Origin of the sequence: Sagittula sp. NFXS13 (assembly GCF_040148795.1) — a bacterium.
GTDB classification, from domain to species: domain Bacteria; phylum Pseudomonadota; class Alphaproteobacteria; order Rhodobacterales; family Rhodobacteraceae; genus Sagittula; species Sagittula marina.
This window is the reverse complement of the sequence record NZ_JAGEMH010000003.1, coordinates 376,944-394,217: the sequence shown is the minus strand read 5'-3', so window position 1 is coordinate 394,217 and position 17,274 is coordinate 376,944. Positions and strand designations below refer to the sequence as shown.

Here is a 17,274-nt window from a genome sequence, read left to right as displayed (position 1 = left end):
GTTTCGAACCCCTCTAACGTATTGCGTTGAACACAGGCACTCACCTTGGCTTTGCAAATATGCAATCTCGAGACCACTGGATCACGCCAAGCGCGCGGCCAACGCATTTTGTCGCCGGATAGCTTTAGATACGTCGAAAGTCACCACATGCCCATCGCGCACGATCTGACGGCCTTCAACCAGCAGATGCTTCACCCGCGTCGGACCTGCCAGCAACAGCGCCGCCGGATCCCAGCTTCCAGCGCTTTCGATCCCCGAGACATCCCACATCGCGATATCCGCGCGTTTCCCCACAGCAATTTGACCGCAGTCCTGCCGCCCCAGCACCTCTGCACCGCCACGCGTGGCAATCCGCATCGCCTCACGTGCGCTCATGGCATCGGCCCCCCGCGTCACGCGCTGCAACAGCAAGGCCTGCCGGGCTTCGCCGATCAGATTGCCCGCGTCGTTTGACGCCGAGCCGTCCACGCCAAGCCCCACCTTCACACCCGCATCACGCATGGCCCGGACTGGCGCAATGCCAGACCCCAGCCGACAGTTGGAACATGGGCAATGCGCCACCCCGGTTCGCGAACGCGCAAAAAGGTCGATTTCTGCTCCGTCCAGTTTTACACAATGCGCATGCCAGACGTCGTCTCCAGTCCAACCCAGGTCTTCGGCATATTGGCCTGGGCGGCACCCGAAATGGGCCTGGCTATAGGCGACGTCTTCGTCATTTTCCGCCAGATGGGTGTGCAGCATGACCCCCTTGTCACGCGCCAGAAGCGCGGCTTCGCGCATCAAATCGCGGCTGACCGAGAACGGTGAGCAAGGCGCGACACCGACCCGCACCATCGCTCCCTCTGTCGCATCATGAAACGCATCAATCACACGGATGCAGTCCTCCAGGATCGCGCTCTCCCGCTCCACCAGCGCATCAGGTGGCAATCCACCGTCGCTTTCACCGATCGACATGGACCCGCGTGTGGGGTGAAAGCGCAAACCCACTTCACGCGCAGCCGCGATCGTATCATCCAGGCGGGCGCCGTTCGGGTACAGGTACAGATGGTCGGAGGTCAGCGTGCAGCCAGACTGCGCCAGCTCCGCCAGGCCAATCTGTGCAGAAATGAACATCTCCTCGGGGCCGAACTTCGCCCAAATGGGGTAGAGCGTCTGTAGCCAGCCAAACAGCAGCGCGTCCTGCCCACCAGGAACGGCGCGCGTCAAGGTCTGATACAGGTGATGATGGGTGTTGACCAAGCCCGGCGTGACAACACAGGACGCAGCATCGATCACCTCGCCGGTGCTGGTCAGCCCCGTGCCGATTTCTGCAATGACCCCGTCCGACACGCGGATATCGACGCCCGAAAGCTCCGCCCCTGCGTCATCCATCGTCAGTACCGTTTGCGCGTTGCGGATCAGCCAATCGGTCATATGGTGCCCCTTCAGAAGCGTTTGAGGATCTCCAGCGCCTGCGCGTGTATGCTCGGGTTGGCCGCTGCGAGGACCCTTCCACCGTCGTGCGCGGGCCCGCCCTGCCAGTTGGTGACGATGCCACCTGCCCCTTGGATGACGGCCAGCGGCCCCTGGATGTCATAGGCTTGCAGCCCCGCCTCGATCACAAGGTCGACCTGGCCCATCGCCAACAGCGCGTAAGCGTAGCAATCCATGCCATAGCGCACCAGCTGGACTTCGTCGCGAACGGCCTCAAAGCCTGCACGGTCCGCAGGGGTGCCTACTTCGGGAAAGGTTGTGAACAAAATCGCATCGCTCAGCGCACCGGTGGTCCGCGTGCACAGCGCTCCACCGCCGCGCGGACCTTGCCAATTGGCCATGCCCAAACCCCCGCGGAACCGTTCTCCCGTATAGGGTTGGTCTATCATGCCAAAGCGCGGCCCGGTCTCGTCAGAGACGGCAATCAGCACGCCCCACGTGGCCGTGCCGGACATAAACGCGCGGGTGCCGTCAATCGGGTCCAAAACCCAAGTCAGCCCCGTGCTGCCGCTTTTATGTCCGAATTCTTCGCCAAGGATTGCATCGTCGGGCCGACGCGTTGCCAGAACGGCGCGCATGCCCTGTTCCGCAGCCTTGTCTGCTGCTGTGACAGGATCAAACCCCGTGCTCAGCTTGTTTTGCACCTCAAGCCCACCGGATTGGCGGAAGTATGGCAGGATAACGTCACGCGCTGCATCGGCGAGTGCCTCAGCAGTGGAGGTCAACTCCTCTGCCAGCTCTTTTGAAATATCCACCAGCATTACCTCTGCGTTAGCCAGACCCTCCTCCGGCTATCGCAGATAATGTCTTGGCTCAAGCCACGTCGGACAGGACGCGCGCCAACTCAAACAGGCGACGGCGCTGGTTTTCCGGGATGGCGTAGTAGGACCGAACGAGGTCGAGTGCTTCCTTGTCACCCAGGATGTCAGACGGAACATTTTCCGATGTCAGGGCCGCTCCGCTCTCGGACTCGATGCCCTCGAAGAAGAAGCTGACCGGAACTTCCAAAGAGTCGGCGATATCCCAAAGCCGGGATGCGCTGACACGGTTTGCCCCTGTCTCGTACTTTTGAATCTGTTGGAACTTGATACCGACCTTTTCAGCGAGTTGCTGTTGGGTCATGCCCACGAGCCAGCGACGGTGCCGAATTCGCTTGCCAACGTGAACATCAACGGGGTGCGCCATCTTTTTTTTCCTGTTCTTTGGGTTTGGCCGATGAGCGGCCCGGTAATTGGATCGTGACCCGTACCAGCCTCATCCTGCACGTGTATGGCCTATGGTGCTACATCAAATATGTATCCAAAATCAACCCAAACAAGCGCCTAAAGATGGTAAACAAGTTTGCTTTTCAACATAAAGTTGAAAAAACTTAAGTATTGTTGATGTGGGGCTGTACGACGTTCATTCTTCAGTTCAAAGCATCGGCGCATTCGCGCAGGAGTAATACTCGAAAGAATAGGAGCACCCTATGCGTGCGTACGTAGTACCAGCCCCAGACACACGTCCAAGTGTAATCACAATTCCGGAACCCGTACCCGCAAAAGGAGAGATTCGCGTCCGAATCGCCACCTGTGGGTTGAATTTTGCTGACCTTCTCATGATCAAAGGCACCTATCAGGACACACCTTCCCACCCTTTCACGCTCGGAATGGAGGTTGCAGGGGTTATTGATTCGCTGGGCGACGGCGTCAAGGGCTTCGCTGTTGGCGACCGCGTGGCGGTCTTTGGGGGCCAGGGCGGGCTGGCGGAGCTTGGCTGTTTCGACGCCATCCGCGCGGTCAAACTGCCCGACGCCATGCCCTTCACTGACGCCGCAGCTTTTCAGATCGCTTATGGCACCAGCCACGTCGCGCTGGATTATCGTGCGCGCCTGCAGCCGGGGGAAACATTGTTGGTTCTGGGCGCTGCCGGGGGAGTCGGCCTCACCGCCGTCGAGATTGGCAAACTCATGGGGGCAAATGTCATCGCCTGCGCACGGGGCGCGGACAAATTGCAAGCCGCCAAGGCCGCCGGTGCGGATCACCTGATTGACGCAAGGACGCAAGACATCCGTGCCGAGGTAAAGGCACTGGGCGGGGCGGATGTGGTCTATGATCCTGTCGGCGGCGACCAATGGGACGCCGCCTTTCGCGCGTGCAAGCCGGACGCTCGCCTTCTGCCCATTGGCTTTGCCTCAGGCGAGGTGCCCCAGATCAAGTCCAACCACCTTCTGGTCAAGAACCTCTCGGTTCTCGGGGTCTATTGGGGCGGCTATCTGGCCTTCAAACCGGAGGTGCTGACGGACAGCCTCGCGACTTTGATGCAATGGCACGCAGACGGCCGGCTGCACCCGCATGTCTCCAACACCTTTCCATTGGATCAGGCCGATGAAGGTCTCGAAATGCTGCGCACCCGCAAATCAACCGGTAAAGTCGTGATCACGATCCAGGATCTGTAAAACAACACTCGCCCCCGGCAGCCCTGCAACGCGAGGGCGAGTACATTTCAAACCTTAGGCTCTGTCGGCCGCCCAGATCATGTCGATCATCTTTTGCGTGCCCTTGGAAAACTCCAACGGACAGGGGTACGCCACCCCATCCAGCACAGACGCATTGAATGCCTCCACTTGCTTTACATAGTGATTGACCGCAGGAAAGCGCCAGCGCGTGACCTCCAGCGACGTATCTTGCACCTCGACAGACGCTTCGCCGTAAACGCCCGCGTTGAACGGCGCGGTCAGTCGCATCACACCACCGTCTCCATGAAACACAACTTCCTGGAACGGCGCCATGCGCATCGACACGACACTGCTGTAATGGAACGACGGAAAGCGCGCCGTGAAATGGCTCCAGACATCCACGCCGTTTTCGCGTTCAATACATGTGGACAGGATGTCTGAAGGCTCCTCCCCGGTCACAAAGCGCACCGTGCCATAGGCATAGACACCAATGTCCGGGATGGCGCCGCCGCCGGTTTCAGGATTGTTGCGTATGTTGCTGGTGTCTGCGCGGTTGTCGTAAGAGAACGCCACCGACACACGTTTGATTGTGCCGATTGCCCCCTCTTCGTACAACGTCTTGGCCTTGGCCCACTGCGGGTGGTGCACAACCATATAAGCCTCTGCCGCCAGCTTGCCTGAGCTGTCACGTGCCGCGATGACATCGTCGAACTGTGACGCTTCCATCGCAAGAGGCTTTTCCACCAATACGTGCTTGCCTGCATGCAAGGCCTTCTTTGACCATTCCACATGCAAATGGTTTGGCAGCGGAATGTAGACTGCGTCGATCTCCGGGTCGGCCAATAAATCGTCATACGACAGGTGCACCTTCAGCCCCGGCACATACGCTGCAAAAGGTGCCGCCTTCTCGATCGAAGAAGTGGCCAGCGCCACAAGTGCCCCGCGTTCGCTGGCATGTATCGCACGTCCCATATGCTCGCGCGCGAATTTCGCCGCGCCTAGAATGCCCCATCTCACATGGTGCGCCATTGTTCCTCTCCCTCACGTCTGTCCGCCCACGTTAGCGCACAGACCTGCGACCGCAAGCTACGGCCGTCGGTAAGCAAAAACCCCCGCCGGATTTCTCCGACGGGGGCCAACCCGAACCTTTGAATCTGTGAGGGAAGTCTTGGGCAGGGTCGTCAGGAACCGGCCGCTCAACCGATCCCTATCTCATGCACTAGCGAGCATACCGTGCTCTTTGGCAAGCTCTTGCATACGCTTTTGCAGTTTTTCGAACGCCCGGACTTCGATTTGGCGGATACGCTCACGGCTTACGTCGTACTGACCGGACAGATCTTCCAGTGTCACAGGCTTTTCCGCCAACCGACGCTGGGTCAAAATGTCCTTTTCCCGATCGTTCAGAACGTCCATCGCGGCGGTCAACAGTTCCCGGCGCGCTTCAAGTTCGTTGCGCTCGGCGTAATCCTCAGCTTGGTCGGCATCTTCATCCTCCAACCAATCCTGCCACTGCATCGTCCCTTCGCCTTCGGACCCGACAGTCGCGTTCAAGGAGGCGTCGCCACCGGACAAACGCCGGTTCATGGAGATCACCTCGGTCTCCGTCACGCCCAAGTCGGTGGCGATCTTCTGAACATGCTCCGGACGCAGATCACCGTCTTCCAATGCACCGATCCGCGACTTCGCTTTCCGCAAATTAAAGAACAGCTTCTTCTGTGCAGAGGTCGTGCCCAGCTTTACCAGCGACCAAGACCGCAGGATATATTCCTGAATCGAAGCACGAATCCACCACATGGCGTAGGTCGCCAAGCGGAAGCCCTTCTCAGGATCAAACCGTTTCACAGCCTGCATCAGGCCGACGTTCGCCTCTGAAATCACCTCTGCCTGCGGCAGGCCGTAGCCGCGGTATCCCATGGCGATCTTGGCCGCGAGTCGCAGGTGAGACGTAACCATCCGGTGCGCGGCCTCAGTGTCTTCTTCCTCGACCCAGCGCTTGGCCAGCATGTATTCCTCTTCCGGTTCCAGCAGCGGAAACTTCCGGATTTCCGAAAGGTAGCGGCTCAGACCGGCTTCCGGCGACGGCGCCGGGAGATTTGCATAGTTGCTCATGTCTGTCCCTTTTCTGGCGATCATGTAACGACCTTTAACATTCAAATGGGTATGCGAGAGCGCCGTTTCAAGTTTCATATTGCCTAAACGTTAAACAATCCTAACCGTTCCCAATCCGAAAGAAAGGCGTTGTAACACGATCTAACGTGCATGTGCGCACAGCCCGCCTTCTTTTCTGACATTTTTTATCAGCTTTCGGGGAGACATAAGAAAGAACCGCCCCAAAGGGAGGTTCTCGTCGGCTTTTCTGCAAAGGAATGACGGCGGAACGAGAGCGCTGTCAGCCGCGCAGCGCCGCCAGCATCTCGGCCATGTCCTGCGGCAGCGGCGAGGAGAACAGCATTTCCTCCTCCGTCGCGGGATGAACAAAGCCCAGCTCCGCCGCGTGCAGCGCCTGACGATCAAATGCGTTGGCCGAGGCAAAGCCCTGCGCCGACAACGCGCTTTCCTTCAGCTTGCGCCGACCACCGTAAACCGGATCGCCGACCAGCGCATGGCCCGCATGTGCCATATGCACACGGATCTGATGCGTGCGCCCCGTCTCCAACCGGCATTCCACAAGCGTCAGGCAAGCAGGGTCTCCAAAGGTCTCCAACGGTTTGGCATGGGTGATCGCGTGCCGTCCCTGCCCGTCAAAGAACACCGCTTGGCGCTGTCGATCTGTCCTGTGCCGCCCGAGGCCGGAGGTGATGCTGATCTCGCCCCCCGGCGCGGTGGACACGCCCCGCGTGCCGATCAGGCGTGGGTCCGCCAGATCCGGCACCCCGTGCACCAGCGCCAGATAGGCGCGACGGGCAGTGTGTTTCTCGAACTGTTTCGCAAGGCCATGGTGCGCCCGGTCGGACTTAGCCACGACCAAAAGCCCACTGGTGTCCTTGTCGATGCGGTGCACGATGCCGGGACGCTTCTCGCCGCCGATACCCGACAGCTCTCCGCCAAAGTGGTGCAGCAATGCGTTTACCAGCGTTCCTGACGGCGACCCAGGCGCCGGATGCACCACCATCCCTGCAGGCTTGTCCACCACGATCAGATCGGCGTCCTCATGAACGATGGACAGCGGAATATCCTGCGGCAGCACATCATAATCCACCGCCTCCGGCACCGCGATTTCGATCACGTCACCCTCGGCGACGCGCGCTTTCGCATCGGTCAACACCTCGCCGCCGCGTGTCACCGCGCCTTCGGCGATCAATTTGGACAGGCGGGTGCGCGACAGGGACGCAGCCTCTGGCACATCGCGCGCCAGCGCCTTATCAAGACGCGGCGGCGGGTTGGCCGTGATCGTGACACAAAGGCGCTCCATGGACGCTCCCGAGACTGCTGAGTATCAGCCCCCCCGCAGCCTGCGCATCCTGCAAGCCATGGTGACGCTGCTCATGGTGGTGATGATGGCCGGGATCATCGCAATCGCCAGCCTGCTTTGGCTGCGCTATAGCAAGGCACAGGCCCCTCTGCCAGAGCTCATCACACTGCCCGACGGAACGCAGGCCACCGCCTACACCCAAGGTTCGGACTGGTACGCCGTAGTGACGAACGACGATCAAATCCTCATTTTTGACCGCGCCACCGGACGTCTGCGCCAAACGATAAATATAGAATAATAGCATTTCCACCAAATGCATGTGCGTCAGGCAAAGCTGACCTCCACATGGCCAAAGGCGCCAAAATCCGCCTCCACATGTGAGCCCGGCGGGCATTCCACGGGCCTGATGAAAGACCCCGACAGGATGACCTGCCCCGGCTTGATTGACTGACCATAGACCCCCATGCGTTTCGCCAACCAGACGATGCCCATCACGGGATCGTTGAGCACGCCGGCTCCAAGACCCGTCTCCTCCACCTCGCCATCGCGCGCCACAATCGCTCCCGCCCAGCGCAGGTCCACGAGACGCGGGTCATGTCGCTGATTGCCAAGCACAATCCCGGCGTTGGCCGCATTGTCGGCAATCGTGTCCACGATGACGCGCGTCTTGCCGCTCGAAGGGTCGGCGCGAAAGATCCGTGTGTCGAGGATCTCCAGCGACGGGCAGACGAAATCCGTCGCCGCCACGACCTGCTCCCGTGTCACATTTCCCTCCAAGGGCGCCTTCATGACGAAAGCGATTTCCGCCTCTACACGAGGCTGAATGAAACGCCCTTCCGGCACCACGCCGCCGGACTCGAACACCATGTCATCGAACAACACGCCCGAATCCGGGGTGTCGATCTTCAGCGCGTCCTGCATCGCCTTTGATGTCAAACCGATCTTCCAGCCGATGACCTTGCGGCCCGCTACGCTTTTTGCCGTCATAAGCGCCGCCTGAACCGCATAGGCGTCATCCATCGTCATGCCCGGATACTGCACCGACAAAAGCCCGATCTGGCGCCCCGTGTCTTCAGCCGCCAAAAGCGCCTGTGCCGCAGCGTGAATTTCCTCGTCCGTCATTCATCCACCACCGTATTGCGCAGCACACCAATTCCCTCGGCTTCCACCTCGATCACGTCACCGGGCTTGAGCCAGACCGGCGGATCGAACCGCGCGCCTGCGCCGGTGGGCGTTCCGCAGACGATCACATCGCCGGGCACCAACGTGGTGAACGTGCTGACGTAGTTCACGATATAGCGAAAATCGTACAGCATCCGCCCCGTTCGATCCTTCTGCCGCACCTCGCCGTTCACGCGGGTTTCCAAGGCGATATCATCAAGTTGCGAAGGATGGGTAAACGGCACCAGCCACGGACCGATGGATCCGCTCTGATCCCAGTTCTTGCCCTGCGTCACGTTGAATTTTGCGTGGCGCACCCAATCGCGAACCGTTCCCTCGTTGCACAGGGTGATCGCCGCGATGTGGTCATAGGCGTCTTCCCGCGCGATGCGACGCCCGCCTTTGCCGATGACGATGGTGACCTCGCCTTCGTAATCGAGCTGTTCGGACTCCGGGGGCCGCACCAAGGCGCTGCCATGACCGACAAATGACCGCGCAAAGCGGATAAAAAGCGACGGCCGCCCCGGTGCTTCCTGTCCATCCTTGTACTCCGCATTCCTGTCGGGAAAGTTGACCCCGACACAAATGATCTTCTCCGGATCGCGCACCGGGATTTCCAAAATCGCATCCGAATGCGCGATTTCCGCCGGGCGCCCCGTGGCCGCTTGTGCAAGCGCCTTGAGCGACCCAGCCTTGATCACCTGCCGCAGCCCTGAATGACTTTCAAATCCAGTCAGATCGACCAGACCATCTTCGGTCCAAAGCCCGAATTTAGCTGCGCCGTCATGGGTAAAACTGACGAATTTCACCATCCTATTGTCTCCCTGAAATCTCGGCGATCACGTCGACCGCCATCATCACATCGTCCCGCGTGCAGTCGAACTGCCCAACCTGAAAGCGCACAACCCTCCGGCCCGCGTGCATGCCTTGCGTCACATAGATCCGACCGTCCGCATTGATCGCATCCACCAGACGTTGCTGCGCTGCATCATCCCCCGGCCCCCGGAAGGTGAACAGCGACAGGATCGGCTCCGTCACGATCTCAAAGCCATGATCGCGCAAGGCGCAGCAAACCTTACCCGCCCATGCCACATGATTGCGCATACGTGCACGAAGCCCCTCCAGCCCGTAATAACGCAGCAAGAACCATAACTTGAGCGCCCGGAACCGACGCCCGAGCGGAATCGTCCATTCAGAGTAGTTCACCACCTCCGCACCGGAGGTCTTGAGGTACTCCGGCGCGATCTCCAGCGTATCCACCTGCTGCTGCGGGTCTTTCAGGAACTGGACAGAGCAATCGAACTGCGCCCCAAGCCATTTATGCGGGTTGAAGACAACGGAATCGCACGTCTCTATTCCACGCCACATCTCGTCGCGGATCTCTGGGCAGATCATGGCTGACCCGGCCCAGGCCGCATCGCAATGCAGATAAAGCCCCTCCTCGGCGGCCACGGCACCGACCGCCGCCAGATCATCCCATGCGCCGATGCCGGTGCCGCCCGTGACCGCCACGATCCCGGCGGGAACGTGTCCTGCCGCGCGATCCTCGGCGATGGCCCGCCGCAGAGCCACTGCATTGACGCCAAAGGTCGGCGCGCCTACACTGGGCAGCTTGACCAGATTGTCCTGACCGATCCCCGCCACCCAACAAGCGCGGTCCACCGACGAATGCGCCTGCTCAGACACATAAACGCGCAAAGCGCCCTTGGCGGACAGCCCCTCTCGATTGCCCGACCAGTCGCAGGCCCGCTCACGCATGGTCAATACTGCGGATAGAGTGGCGGAGGATGCCGAATCCTGGATCACACCAGACCACCCCTCAGGCAGGCCCACCGCCTGACGCAGCCAGTCCACCATGACGCCTTCCATCTCGGTCGCCACCGGAGAAGTCTGCCACAACATGCATTGCGGTGCCATGACGCTCACCAGCATCTCCGCCAGCATGGACACCGGCGCGGCGTTGGCGGGAAAGTAGGCAAAGAACCTCGGATGCTGCCAATGGGTCAGCCGCTCGGGAACGATGTCGAGGAAATCGGCCCAGATTGCCTCCATCGCTTCGCCCGCCTCAGGGGGGACATCCGCCAAGAGCGCAGCCGCCTCGCCCGGCGCCACATCCGGACGCACAGGCCGGTCTCTCAAGCCCTCGTGATAATCGGCACCAAACTGCGCCGCGCGCTCCCCCCAACGGGCGAACTCCTCCCAATCCATCATGACCTCCTACGGCGAACCGTCCTGCTTTGAGCTGCTCCCGACGCCAAAGTCAGCTTCCCCTCTGCGTCGAGCTCACATACCCCTCATGCAAACACTTAACATGTTAACCACAAGTACGCCACCCGCTTGAAAATGCCGCAGCGCTGCATGCGGACTGACCACTATGGACGAAACCGCCCAGCGCATAGCCGCTATGCATTCGCAACGCATTGACGCAGTGCAGCATCCCGCGCACTCACGGGTCAGACAACTGCAATGTAGCGAACAGGAGAGACCGATGAAAACCGGCACCAAACTCCCCGACGTCACCTTTCGCACCCGCGTCCGTGATGACAGCATCGAAGGGCCCAACCCCTTCCGCTGGGAAGACAAATCCACCGCAGACTACTTCGCTGGAAAGCGCGTGATCCTCTTCTCCCTGCCCGGCGCGTTCACGCCCACATGCTCGACCTACCAGCTCCCCGGATTCGAAAACAACTTCGGCGATTTCCAGGCACAGGGCATCGACGAAATCTACTGCCTGTCCGTCAACGACAGCTTCGTGATGAACCAGTGGGCCAAAGCGCAGGGCATCGAAAACGTGAAGGTCATCCCAGATGGCTCCGGCGAATTCACCCGCAAGATGGGCATGCTGGTGCACAAGGATAACCTTGGGTTCGGTCCGCGCTCCTGGCGCTATGCGGCCATCATCAATGACGGTGTGGTCGAGGCATGGTTCGAAGAGCCGGGCCTGATGGACAACTGCCCCGACGACCCTTATGGCGAATCCTCACCCGAAACTCTGCTGGCACACCTGACGCAGGCCGTCGCCGCCGAGTAACTTATCCGAAAGCCGCTCCCTCGCGGCTCAAGGGCACGAGAAAGCCCCGCCAATTACCGGCGGGGCTTTTTTATGGCCGCGGGGGTCGCGTCAATCCGAGGTCGCGCCGCCCTGCTCACACAGCCGCCACCCGCGCGTGCGCCGGATGACATCCAGATGCAGGTGATCGTCATGCGACGCGTTCGAGCCCGGCCCCAGCACCGTGGTGAACTCCATGCATGCCGAGGCGCGGACCGCATCCTGAAAGGCTTCCGCCATTGATCCCTGCGCCTCGCGCGGCTCAACGGGGATGGGCGGACCATTCTCGAACGTGAAACCCATAACATCCACAGCGTTGCCAAACGCATGTTCCGACAGCTTGCCATCGGCCGCATTGTTGCGCCGACGACAGATATAGCCGGAGCCGTTCCTGACCTCGGTCAGTGCGCCCCGCTCCTCTAGCCGCTGAGCTGCGGGGAGGACGAAATCGTGCACCCAAAGAGCCATCGCTTCCGCTGTTTCGCACCGGATCACCGCCGGCGGGGTCACGGCCACGCCCGGCGCGATCTCCGTCACCTCCAGCGGACGAAGAATGCCGCAATCCGCGTCATCGTCGGGAATAATCGGATCAACTTCGGTGTACGTCACTCCCATGCGGTCAAGTGCTGCGAGGCATACCGCATATTCGGTATCATCGACCCGCAACTCGTCCCGCATGCCTTTTGGCAAGGCCTCTTCATTGGCTCCGCCAGGCAGGGCCTCCTCCGCGGGCACCTCGACATCTGGCGTCTCTGCTTCGACGATGCGCGCCTTTGGACGAAGCGACTCCTCCGGCCCCTCTTGCGCCCAGACCGGCACAGCGCTCAAACACAGGATCAAACCCCAGCGTCTCACTCCAGGAACTCCACGGACACGCCGTCGGACACCATGTGCGCCAGCTCGGTCACGTCCCAGTTGGTGAAGCGCACGCAGCCATGGCTATGGTTTTCGAACAACTCCGCCGGGGAATCCGTGCCGTGCAAACCGTAGGTGGGCTTCGATAAATCGATCCAGACGGACCCCACCGGGCCATTCGTACCCGGCGGAAGCGTCAGCGCTTCTTCGACGCCATCGGCCTCGAAGTTTACGTCCGGGTTGTAGCTGTAAGTTGGGTTCATGGCGACGGCCTTCACCTGCATCGTGCCAGAGGGCGACGGCGTGCTGTTCGATCCGATTGCCACCGGATAGTTCGCCAGCACTGCGCCGCCCGCGTCCAGCGCCACGGCGCGCTGCGACCCCTTGTGGATCTCGATACGATCCACCGTACCTTCGACATATGCACCGGGATTGGCCACCACGATGGTCTCTCCCGCCGCAAAAACCGCCTGAGGGTTCATGGCGATCAGGGCGTCTTCATCCATGTGATACCGTTCGGCCAGCCTCTCGGACACACGCAGGTAACCAAGCTCGTTCATTTGCGCCTTTTCCCGAACGTTGTCCGGGATAGAGGCGGTCAGACCGGACACATCCTCCGCCGTTACGCTATATTGCCCTAAAACGGGTTCAGCCGTGTTGCCCCCCAGCAGAATCCAAACTTCAGGGTCCAGGATCCCATCCACCGGCAGGCCTTCGCGCTGTTCAAAGGCCCGCAAGGCGCTTTCGCTCATACCGCCCTTGTAGCCATCAATCACACCGGGAGAGATCCCCGCACGGTCCAGCAAGATCTGCAACTTCATCGTAAGACCGGACTGCCCTTCGGGCAGCGTACCACCGGTGTAGGTCGCAACCTGAACCTCCTCTGGGGTCAGTGCCAAGGCGGGGCTGGCAAGCAAGAACGGAAAAATCAGAGTGAGGGTGCGCATTTAAGGTGCTCCATGTGTCGGAGCTCCCCAACGCGTGAACCCCCATATGGTTCAGCCGCTCTTGGGTTTACGGGTCTTCTTACGGGGCGAGGCAAGTGCATTGGCTGCACTGCCTCCGGACAAACGTCGCGCATTGGCGCTTGCACTTGCCTCAATTGGCTTCAAAGCCTCCGCCATCACGATGGCGTACCCTTTGTTGCCGGACATGGCGCGCATTGCCATCTCACCTCCGCGCGCAAAGGCTGAGGGCTTCTCAAGCACCATGCGGGTGAATTCCTGAGGTTTCATCACACCCATTGCCATCTGGGCCATCCGCGTCTGAACCACCACCCCCGCCGACAGCATCATCTGAGAAGTGGACAGCGCCACTTTTTGCCAATCCGTCGTGGCCTTCATCATATCTTGGAACATTCGTGAACCTCCTGTGGTCATCTCATACAACCACATTCGGAAAGGAAACGTTCCTTTTTTTCGCTGCATTGCAGCATTCCACCCCACGCATAACGTCGCAGGCACGACCAAGCCTCTGTTCTAAAACGATTTTGAGACTGTGCCATCTTGCCACCAGACCTTCGCCACGGCAACCGCGCCGGGTTGAAAGAATAAGACCTTGGTTAAAATTTAACTGACGTCCAAAACGCGCTGTCAGCTAGTCCCAAGACGGCTTCCCTCACAGCAGCTTCGCGATGGTCGCACAGCCGCTTCAAATACTGGCCCCAAACGGCCAAACCCTTGACATGCTTCAAGTTCCCCAAGATCTCACGGAAGCCGCCGCCACTCATGCACCGCGATAGCCTGCTCCAGCACGGGAACCAACATACTTCGGGAAACATCATCGGCGATCTTGTCAGAAAGGCGGAAATCCATCCGGGTCCAGCCGTCCAATCAGTGCTCGTCTCCCGTGACGGACCATCCTGAGCGTCCCGGCACGACAAAGCCACGCCCTCGAGTAACTGGCAAACGAAGTGTCATGACTTTGGGAGAGTAATGGTACCACCTCCCCGGCTCGAACGGGGGACCTCCTGATCCACAATCAGGCGCTCTAACCTACTGAGCTAAGGCGGCACTGGCAGGCGATTTACAGAGACCCTACCATGATTGCAAGCGCGAATCCGGCAAAATTTTCAATCTTGGCCACAGCTTTGGCTCCATCCGCCGTTTGAAGCCCGTCGCACCGAAATAGACCTTCGCCAAATCGGGTCGCCGCCGAAGGTCTCCAGCGAGCGCATCCCCTTCCCTGCCTGCCAAATGCAGCTTCGGTGGAACGGCCTCTCTCCTTGCAATAAATCCCTCTGCGCGCTAACTGGCACAACGACCGTCAAGGGGCAGGACAATGGGCATCAACGACGAATCCGACATCGAAGCAAACCTCCAGATCGGGCCGACCGATAAGGGTATGGTACGGCTGTTCATGTTTGCTGGCGATCTGGAGATTCCGATGGATTTCGAACCGGACGAGGCCGACGACATCGCGGAGGAACTGCGCGCCGCTGCCGAAACCGCACGCCAGATGTCCGCGGCAGGCAAGCCTGGCAAGGGCAAGCGCAAGTAACCACCTCCATGTTACTTGACCGCATGGCCACTTGGTCGATTGTGTTTTGCGTCTTCAACTTTGTGGCGATAAACGCACTGCGCGCGTAAGGTGCCCACTCCATCGAACGCAAGCATACCAGTTCCTATGCCAACGCGCTGTGAATGCAGGAAAATCTGCACCGCTTGAGGCGCGCGGCCTGTTTCACCTTCGGGGAGGGCGCGCGCTCTTTGCGCTGACCCCCGCGCTGGGGCTGATCCTGCCGCCCACGTCCATGACCTCCCAACACCACAGCTCGGTCTTCCTGTGGTCCGTGGCGGGCTACTGTCTCGGGTCCGACGCGATAGACATCCATCGCGCGACGGATCGGGTGCCGCATCCGCTCTCGCCACCTGCAGTAAACCTGGCAATCGGGGCACATGGCTTCACCGTTTCGGACCCGCCCTGACCGAGCCGCACACCTAACCCCACTGCAATCCCGCGCCGGGATCGCGCAAGCCCTGCAACCGCCGCGCCGCGCAAAAGGCGAACTTTTGCACCAGTTTCTTGCGCCGCGCCGGAGCGATCTTGGCTTCCGGGCCCATGCGCAGAATTTCCGCGTCATAGCCATCGGCGATCAACAACCCGGTGTCCTCTGGCAGCAGATCCGTGTCGAACGCCTGATCCACCGCCCAGAAATAGCGGTCGCACCACGGCAGATAGCCCTGCCACTTGCCGTCGCTCATGAAATCCGCGCGTGACGATTTACATTCGATGATCCACAACTCGCCTTTCGGCCCAAGCGCCATCACATCGACCCGCAGCCCCCTGTCCGGCACAAATTCCTCCACCGTGGCAAAGCCAAGGCTGCTCATATGCCGCGACACCCCGCGCGCCAAAAGCTGGCCAGGGGTCAGAACAGGCTCCATCGGATCTACATGCAATTCCATGCTCAGAATATGGACATTTCATGAACAAACGCAACCCAGCCGGGCCACTGCTTGCAAATCCCTGACAAAACGACATCTTTCCAAACAGCCATTCCCGGAGACACGATGCAGCCTGACGACGCCCCCCTGACCCGCAACGCCGCCCAGGGCGTGCGCTATGCGCGCGAACTCGAAGCCCATATCAACTGGCTCGACACGTTCTCTGGCACGGCGCTTGGCGTGCTCTCCGTCGCCTCCGGCATTTACACCTATCTCGGCGTGTCCTCGCTGCTGGACGACAACGGCGCCATGTCTGTTTTTGCCGCCATCGCCTATTCCACGGCCGTCTCTGTGGGCATCTTCGTGTTTTGGTCCTATCTGATGCGGCTGTTTCCGGCTGTGCGCACCAATCGTGCCCGCGCCGGCCTGCTGGGCGCGATGGGCATCGGCAGCCTCGCCATCGTTGCCATGTCGTCTTGGCTGAACGCCGCCGCGCTGGCCGGGTCTGCCGCCGTCGAACAACATCTCGCCAAGACCGTACAGGATTACCAAGTGGCGCTGGAGCGCGCGCACGAAATTGCCCTCACCGGTCAGGCCCTCGAACGCGATGTGTCCCGCACCCGCCAGTCTTTCGAAGACCTCTCCGAACAGGAGGCCGCTGGCTCCCTCTCGGGCCTCGCCGGTCGCGGCGCAGTCTTTCGCGTGCTGCGCCAGAAATCTGCCGAGTTGCAGGCGCTGGAAACCCAGATCGCCGCGCAAACCCCGCTCGTTGAAAGCAGCTTTACCGAGGGCAACACAATCCTGTCCCGGATGCGCGCCCTCACCGTCGAACCCGGCAATGTGGAAGCCCGCTCCGTCGAGTTTTCCGAAGCCGCCGTTCGCCTTCAGGGCCTGATCACGCAACTCCGCCAGCTCTCCGTCGCGCCACTGGTGGAGCGAGCAGCCCAAGACCTCGCGGCCTCGGTCGTGTTGCCCGAGCTGGACAGCACTACCGCTGCAGGCCGTGCCGATCAGTCCGCCACCATCACCTCCGTGCTCGAAGTGCTGGGCCAGCGTGCAGCCACGCTTGAACGCGCAGCTCAAACCGTACAATCGCTGGAACAGGCCACGGACGTCACCTACACCCCAATTTCTGCCGCAGATGCAGTCATCCTCTACGCCCGCAACTTTGTGCCAAGCTGGGCCGGAGCCATCGCCATCGACCTTCTGCCCGCCGTTCTGGTCTTCATCCTCGCCATCACGCACGGGGCCATCCGCAACAGCCGCGATGGCACCGGGATCGAGGACACCATGACGCTTGCCGAACTGCGCGCAGCCGTGGGCGCCCTGCGGGATGTCGAAGCCCTCGCCGCCGCACAACCCACCCCGGACTCGCCCCCGACCAGAGCCGCCGCACCCGAGACAAAGGCTGCCGCCGAATGATCTCAGCAACCCCCGCACACTCAGAAACTCTGCGGTCCAATCGGGCTGCGGAGGCAACGGTTCACCAAGACCTCAAGGC

The 17,274-nt window shown here is 60.6% G+C and carries 19 protein-coding genes and 1 tRNA gene; 6 read left to right on the top strand and 14 right to left on the bottom strand.

What is annotated here, in order from left to right:
• Nucleotides 1-81: 81 nt before the first annotated feature.
• From J4E08_RS09740 to J4E08_RS09730, 3 genes are read right to left on the bottom strand one after another with little or no spacing between them, the layout of a single operon-like run.
• On the bottom strand, nucleotides 82-1,413 hold the full coding sequence (locus tag J4E08_RS09740) for an 8-oxoguanine deaminase (protein ID WP_349538297.1): 1,332 nt from the start codon (nucleotides 1,411-1,413) through the stop codon (nucleotides 82-84).
• Nucleotides 1,414-1,424: 11 nt separating this feature from the next.
• The gene (locus J4E08_RS09735; RefSeq protein WP_349538296.1) at nucleotides 1,425-2,234 is read right to left on the bottom strand and encodes an inositol monophosphatase family protein; all 810 of its coding nucleotides are present in this window, start codon (nucleotides 2,232-2,234) and stop codon (nucleotides 1,425-1,427) included.
• 52 nt (nucleotides 2,235-2,286) lie between these two features.
• A complete protein-coding gene (locus J4E08_RS09730; protein WP_183963253.1) occupies nucleotides 2,287-2,658 on the bottom strand; it encodes a helix-turn-helix domain-containing protein in 372 nt (123 codons plus the stop codon).
• 283 nt (nucleotides 2,659-2,941) lie between these two features.
• Between J4E08_RS09730 and J4E08_RS09725 the strand changes: the two genes are divergently transcribed.
• Nucleotides 2,942-3,910, top strand: coding sequence for an NADPH:quinone oxidoreductase family protein (locus tag J4E08_RS09725; protein WP_349538295.1), 969 nt, complete (start codon nucleotides 2,942-2,944; stop codon nucleotides 3,908-3,910).
• A gap of 54 nt (nucleotides 3,911-3,964) precedes the next feature.
• Here J4E08_RS09725 and J4E08_RS09720 read toward each other — a convergent pair whose 3' ends face one another.
• From J4E08_RS09720 to J4E08_RS09710, 3 genes are all read right to left on the bottom strand, one after another.
• Nucleotides 3,965-4,939, bottom strand: a complete 975-nt coding sequence (locus tag J4E08_RS09720; protein WP_349538294.1) for a Gfo/Idh/MocA family protein — start codon at nucleotides 4,937-4,939, stop codon at nucleotides 3,965-3,967.
• Between the two features lie 183 nt (nucleotides 4,940-5,122).
• Nucleotides 5,123-6,019: an RNA polymerase sigma factor RpoH gene (gene rpoH / locus J4E08_RS09715; protein ID WP_183963259.1), complete on the bottom strand. Its 897-nt coding sequence runs from the start codon at nucleotides 6,017-6,019 to the stop codon at nucleotides 5,123-5,125.
• Nucleotides 6,020-6,299: 280 nt separating this feature from the next.
• The gene (locus J4E08_RS09710) at nucleotides 6,300-7,322 is read right to left on the bottom strand and encodes an RluA family pseudouridine synthase (protein ID WP_349538293.1); all 1,023 of its coding nucleotides are present in this window, start codon (nucleotides 7,320-7,322) and stop codon (nucleotides 6,300-6,302) included.
• Between J4E08_RS09710 and J4E08_RS09705 the strand changes: the two genes are divergently transcribed.
• Nucleotides 7,321-7,620, top strand: coding sequence for a DUF6476 family protein (locus J4E08_RS09705; protein WP_349538292.1), 300 nt, complete (start codon nucleotides 7,321-7,323; stop codon nucleotides 7,618-7,620). The two genes, J4E08_RS09710 and J4E08_RS09705, sit on opposite strands and share 2 nt — an antisense overlap.
• Nucleotides 7,621-7,646: 26 nt before the next feature.
• Here J4E08_RS09705 and hpaH read toward each other — a convergent pair whose 3' ends face one another.
• From hpaH to J4E08_RS09690, 3 genes are read right to left on the bottom strand one after another with little or no spacing between them, the layout of a single operon-like run.
• A complete protein-coding gene (hpaH, locus tag J4E08_RS09700; RefSeq protein ID WP_349538291.1) occupies nucleotides 7,647-8,444 on the bottom strand; it encodes a 2-oxo-hept-4-ene-1,7-dioate hydratase in 798 nt (265 codons plus the stop codon).
• A complete protein-coding gene (locus J4E08_RS09695) occupies nucleotides 8,441-9,295 on the bottom strand; it encodes a fumarylacetoacetate hydrolase family protein (protein WP_349538290.1) in 855 nt (284 codons plus the stop codon). Before J4E08_RS09695 ends, hpaH begins: the two co-directional genes overlap by 4 nt.
• Before the next feature lies 1 nt (nucleotide 9,296).
• Complete coding sequence (locus tag J4E08_RS09690) at nucleotides 9,297-10,691, bottom strand: pyridoxal phosphate-dependent decarboxylase family protein (protein ID WP_349538289.1); 1,395 nt, start codon at nucleotides 10,689-10,691, stop codon at nucleotides 9,297-9,299.
• A gap of 280 nt (nucleotides 10,692-10,971) precedes the next feature.
• Between J4E08_RS09690 and J4E08_RS09685 the strand changes: the two genes are divergently transcribed.
• The gene (locus J4E08_RS09685) at nucleotides 10,972-11,514 is read left to right on the top strand and encodes a peroxiredoxin (RefSeq protein ID WP_349538288.1); all 543 of its coding nucleotides are present in this window, start codon (nucleotides 10,972-10,974) and stop codon (nucleotides 11,512-11,514) included.
• A 90-nt stretch (nucleotides 11,515-11,604) separates the two neighbouring features.
• Here J4E08_RS09685 and J4E08_RS09680 read toward each other — a convergent pair whose 3' ends face one another.
• The 4 genes from J4E08_RS09680 to J4E08_RS09665 form a co-directional block, all read right to left on the bottom strand.
• On the bottom strand, nucleotides 11,605-12,387 hold the full coding sequence (locus J4E08_RS09680; RefSeq protein WP_349538287.1) for an extensin-like domain-containing protein: 783 nt from the start codon (nucleotides 12,385-12,387) through the stop codon (nucleotides 11,605-11,607).
• Nucleotides 12,384-13,334: a L,D-transpeptidase family protein gene (locus J4E08_RS09675; RefSeq protein ID WP_349538286.1), complete on the bottom strand. Its 951-nt coding sequence runs from the start codon at nucleotides 13,332-13,334 to the stop codon at nucleotides 12,384-12,386. Before J4E08_RS09675 ends, J4E08_RS09680 begins: the two co-directional genes overlap by 4 nt.
• Nucleotides 13,335-13,385: 51 nt before the next feature.
• Entirely contained in the window at nucleotides 13,386-13,814 is a 429-nt protein-coding gene (locus J4E08_RS09670) for a hypothetical protein (protein WP_349538285.1), read from the bottom strand.
• Between the two features lie 508 nt (nucleotides 13,815-14,322).
• Nucleotides 14,323-14,399 (bottom strand) — tRNA-His (locus J4E08_RS09665).
• 268 nt (nucleotides 14,400-14,667) lie between these two features.
• Between J4E08_RS09665 and J4E08_RS09660 the strand changes: the two genes are divergently transcribed.
• Nucleotides 14,668-14,886: a DUF6324 family protein gene (locus J4E08_RS09660; RefSeq protein ID WP_183963280.1), complete on the top strand. Its 219-nt coding sequence runs from the start codon at nucleotides 14,668-14,670 to the stop codon at nucleotides 14,884-14,886.
• A gap of 139 nt (nucleotides 14,887-15,025) precedes the next feature.
• A complete protein-coding gene (locus J4E08_RS09655; protein WP_349538284.1) occupies nucleotides 15,026-15,313 on the top strand; it encodes a hypothetical protein in 288 nt (95 codons plus the stop codon).
• A gap of 13 nt (nucleotides 15,314-15,326) precedes the next feature.
• Here the strand turns inward: J4E08_RS09655 and J4E08_RS09650 are convergent, their stop codons facing one another.
• Nucleotides 15,327-15,773: an MmcB family DNA repair protein gene (locus tag J4E08_RS09650; RefSeq protein ID WP_349538486.1), complete on the bottom strand. Its 447-nt coding sequence runs from the start codon at nucleotides 15,771-15,773 to the stop codon at nucleotides 15,327-15,329.
• A gap of 126 nt (nucleotides 15,774-15,899) precedes the next feature.
• Here J4E08_RS09650 and J4E08_RS09645 point away from each other — a divergent pair, with 126 nt between their 5' ends.
• The gene (locus J4E08_RS09645; RefSeq protein WP_349538283.1) at nucleotides 15,900-17,195 is read left to right on the top strand and encodes a hypothetical protein; all 1,296 of its coding nucleotides are present in this window, start codon (nucleotides 15,900-15,902) and stop codon (nucleotides 17,193-17,195) included.
• The last annotated feature ends 79 nt before the right edge of the window (nucleotides 17,196-17,274 follow it).

Coding starts and splice junctions, on each gene's coding strand:
- J4E08_RS09740 (WP_349538297.1), bottom strand. CDS start 1,413: ATGACCGATTGGCTGATCCGCAACGCGCAAACGGTACTGACGATGGAT.
- J4E08_RS09735 (WP_349538296.1), bottom strand. CDS start 2,234: ATGCTGGTGGATATTTCAAAAGAGCTGGCAGAGGAGTTGACCTCCACT.
- J4E08_RS09730 (WP_183963253.1), bottom strand. CDS start 2,658: ATGGCGCACCCCGTTGATGTTCACGTTGGCAAGCGAATTCGGCACCGT.
- J4E08_RS09725 (WP_349538295.1), top strand. CDS start 2,942: ATGCGTGCGTACGTAGTACCAGCCCCAGACACACGTCCAAGTGTAATC.
- J4E08_RS09720 (WP_349538294.1), bottom strand. CDS start 4,939: ATGGCGCACCATGTGAGATGGGGCATTCTAGGCGCGGCGAAATTCGCG.
- rpoH (WP_183963259.1), bottom strand. CDS start 6,019: ATGAGCAACTATGCAAATCTCCCGGCGCCGTCGCCGGAAGCCGGTCTG.
- J4E08_RS09705 (WP_349538292.1), top strand. CDS start 7,321: ATGGACGCTCCCGAGACTGCTGAGTATCAGCCCCCCCGCAGCCTGCGC.
- J4E08_RS09710 (WP_349538293.1), bottom strand. CDS start 7,322: ATGGAGCGCCTTTGTGTCACGATCACGGCCAACCCGCCGCCGCGTCTT.
- hpaH (WP_349538291.1), bottom strand. CDS start 8,444: ATGACGGACGAGGAAATTCACGCTGCGGCACAGGCGCTTTTGGCGGCT.
- J4E08_RS09695 (WP_349538290.1), bottom strand. CDS start 9,295: ATGGTGAAATTCGTCAGTTTTACCCATGACGGCGCAGCTAAATTCGGG.
- J4E08_RS09690 (WP_349538289.1), bottom strand. CDS start 10,691: ATGGATTGGGAGGAGTTCGCCCGTTGGGGGGAGCGCGCGGCGCAGTTT.
- J4E08_RS09685 (WP_349538288.1), top strand. CDS start 10,972: ATGAAAACCGGCACCAAACTCCCCGACGTCACCTTTCGCACCCGCGTC.
- J4E08_RS09675 (WP_349538286.1), bottom strand. CDS start 13,334: ATGCGCACCCTCACTCTGATTTTTCCGTTCTTGCTTGCCAGCCCCGCC.
- J4E08_RS09670 (WP_349538285.1), bottom strand. CDS start 13,814: ATGCAGCGAAAAAAAGGAACGTTTCCTTTCCGAATGTGGTTGTATGAG.
- J4E08_RS09660 (WP_183963280.1), top strand. CDS start 14,668: ATGGGCATCAACGACGAATCCGACATCGAAGCAAACCTCCAGATCGGG.
- J4E08_RS09650 (WP_349538486.1), bottom strand. CDS start 15,773: ATGGAGCCTGTTCTGACCCCTGGCCAGCTTTTGGCGCGCGGGGTGTCG.
- J4E08_RS09645 (WP_349538283.1), top strand. CDS start 15,900: ATGCAGCCTGACGACGCCCCCCTGACCCGCAACGCCGCCCAGGGCGTG.